We start from the raw sequence: 2831 nt of genomic DNA on the forward strand, positions 1-2831 counted from the left end.
GTCAGCGGGGACGGCGGCTATAACGAAGTGGTCAACGGTGTGATGCACAGCGGCAACCCGAACGCCGTGTGCGCCGTCATGGCCGCCGGCAACGCGAACGATCACCGGCGAACCATCAGCACAGGGCCGCTCGAGCACGCCATCGCCGACGGCGTGGTCCGGCACATCGACCTCCTGCGCATCACGAAAGGCCAAGAAGCTGATGCACCCGATGAGTATGCCCACTCGTACATCGGCTTCGGCCTGACCCCGGTCATGGCCATCGACCTGGAAAAGGGCAGCAAAGGCGCCTTGAAGGAGATGGTCTCCGTTATGCGCACCTTCTCGAAATTCAAGCCGTTCGAGATCCGCCCGGCTGAGGGCAAGCGCCGGAAGTTCGACAGTCTCGTCTTCGCCAACATCGCCCAGATGGCCAAATACGCCACCCTCAGCGAAGCTGACGACAAGCTATCGGACGGAAAGTTCGAAGTCGTGACATTCCCCCACAGATCAAAGCTGCGGGTGCTGCTCACAGCACTGCGGGCCGCCACCCAAGGTCTGGGAGACCAGCCCAGCGTCAGCAGCTACGCGTTCACCACCCTTAAACCCATCCCGTACCAAATCGATGGAGAAGTGAAGTCCGTGAACGCGCACACGCGGGTCACCATCGATTCTGCCCCGGCTGCCCTCGCCACCTTGGGGTAACCAGCCGCCCGAACGATCCCCAATAAAACGATCCACATGGAAAAGGAAACCCGGTGCACGCCGCGACCGACCAACTGCCAGACACTGAATCAACGCCCCGCAGGATCCTGCCCGGCAGGAGCCCGCGACCGACGCCCCGGATCGTCACCACCGCGTCCCTGACCTCACACGTGCACACCCTGGCCGGCCCTCCAGGCTCATCGGGCCCGGTCTTTGTGCTGCTGCACGGGATCGGCATGTCCCACCGCTACTACCGGCGACTTCAAGCACTCCTGGCCCGGCACGGGGACACCCACGCCATCGACCTGTCCGGTTTCGGAGGAACGCCCACCCCGGACCGGCAGCTTTCCATTGCAGACTACGCGCACCACACCGCCGCAACATTGGAGAAGATGGGTGCTTCGCGCGTGGTGCTGGTCGGGCATTCGATGGGCACACAGTTCGCCACCGAACTCGCGGTCCAGTACCCGGACCTGGTCTCCCACGTCGTGCTCCTGGGCCCGGTGGTTGACCCCGAACGCCGAACCGTGCGTCAGCAAACCCTGTCATTGGGCCTTGATGGGCTGAAGGAAAGCCCGATGGGAAATGCCATCATGTTTACCGACTACGTCCGTTCCGGGCTGCGCTGGTACCTCACCGAACTCCCCGTCATGATGACCTACGCTCTCGAAACACGCCTGGCACTGGTACACCAACCCGTCCTGGTAATCCGCGGTTCACGCGATCCTGTAGCGCCTCGGAACTGGTGCGAAAAACTGGCCGCAACGGCACCAAACGGGCGGTTTCTGGAGATACCCGGAAAACCTCACATCGTCCAACACGGCGGGGCAGTCGGCACCGCTGCCAGCATTCTTGGGCTCGCCAGCAACTAGCCGTTGCTCGGGGCGGTTTGCTCGGCTGGCATCACGAAGGATCGGGCAAGGCAGCGCGGTTACGTCGTGCTGTGCTGCGGGAACACCAGACACGCAGTGCGGGTCGTCGTTCGGGGTCGGTTGAACCTGAACAAAGCGGGTACAGGACCGATAATTCAAGCGCCCCTACGTTGATGCCCCCTTTTCCCTCCAAGTAGTCGCCCTGGCGGTGCTAGGCGGCAGCACTGGCCGGCCAGGCCACATAAGTCCCAAGTTCCTTGTGATGCATGAAGCTTGAGCCTGGATTCGGCTGGACAGTGGGACAGGTTATGCGTAGATTTCGTAGTGGCAAACGTCACATCTGCGTGATGCCCCCCTTCTCGGCCGTGTGCAGGGCCGTCAGGAAGCCCCGCTGTAGCAAGACGGCGGTTGGATGCACAACAGTGAAAGTGAGCCGTCATGGCTATCTCGCATTTCACGCAGCTTGCTGAAGCCACGATCAAGGATTCTGACAGGGGCTGCCCCGCGTCCTTGGGTTATCTCTTCGGCGTGCACGTCGGCCCCTGCATGTTGCACGGCATGGGGGCGGAACAGGGCGTCTGCTTCTGTGCAGCGATGTGGCGGGCCGGGCCGGTGGTCCACGGCGGACGGTTCCGGGTGGTTAGCGTCTGGCCCGCTCGCTGCATCGCGTCCAGCTACCCGGCGGCCAGGTGACGATGTCGACTCATCCCCAGGGCCCAGGCAATCCTGCGTTCGGAGAGCCGGACGAAGATCTCCCGCTCATGTGCAGCCAATGCGGCACCGACCGGAACCTGGCGCTGCACTCTATTGAGACCCTGAACCCGCCGTTAGAGGATCTGGTAAAGGTCGGCTATTCCTGTAGCGCGTGCGGCATGCACTACCTTCACCGGGCGGACGTCGCAACTGTTGCTTCCGTCCTGAACCGGGACGGGAGCCTTACCAACGTGCTCGCCTTCGGCGGCCACTATATCCACTGCGGCCAGCCCATGGAGAAGACGGGTTCTGAACTCCGGCGGCTGAGCGCCCCCGTATCCACCGACAAGGATCAAGAGGAAACCTTCGACGTATATATGTCGACCAGGGTATTGCACTGTCGGTGCGGCTTCCAGGTGGAACTGCCCGAATAAGCGCCAGATCATCTTGCAGTGTCCGGACGCCACGAACACTGCGCCATTTACTGGCTCGGCACTTCATACATTTTTTTGGAACGAGGAGTTGTCTTTCCCATGGCATTTGAGTCCCATGAACCTGCGTCAAAAGTCGATCTCCCGCAGT

General features: G+C 62.0%; 4 protein-coding genes. All 4 read left to right on the plus strand.

What is annotated here, in order from left to right; translation table 11 throughout:
- The coding region (locus CXQ88_RS21275) for a diacylglycerol/lipid kinase family protein (RefSeq protein ID WP_104046145.1) at positions 1 to 684 on the plus strand (684 nt) is incomplete at its 5' end.
- Positions 685 to 737: 53 nt separating this feature from the next.
- Positions 738 to 1556, plus strand: coding sequence for an alpha/beta fold hydrolase (locus CXQ88_RS21280; protein ID WP_104046146.1), 819 nt, complete (start codon positions 738 to 740; stop codon positions 1554 to 1556).
- A 438-nt stretch (positions 1557 to 1994) separates the two neighbouring features.
- On the plus strand, positions 1995 to 2249 hold the full coding sequence (locus CXQ88_RS21285) for a hypothetical protein (RefSeq protein WP_104046147.1): 255 nt from the start codon (positions 1995 to 1997) through the stop codon (positions 2247 to 2249).
- A gap of 179 nt (positions 2250 to 2428) precedes the next feature.
- The gene (locus CXQ88_RS21670) at positions 2429 to 2683 is read left to right on the plus strand and encodes a hypothetical protein (protein WP_146069267.1); all 255 of its coding nucleotides are present in this window, start codon (positions 2429 to 2431) and stop codon (positions 2681 to 2683) included.
- The last annotated feature ends 148 nt before the right edge of the window (positions 2684 to 2831 follow it).

This window comes from Arthrobacter sp. ZGTC412, from assembly GCF_002929215.1.
GTDB lineage: Bacteria > Actinomycetota > Actinomycetes > Actinomycetales > Micrococcaceae > Arthrobacter.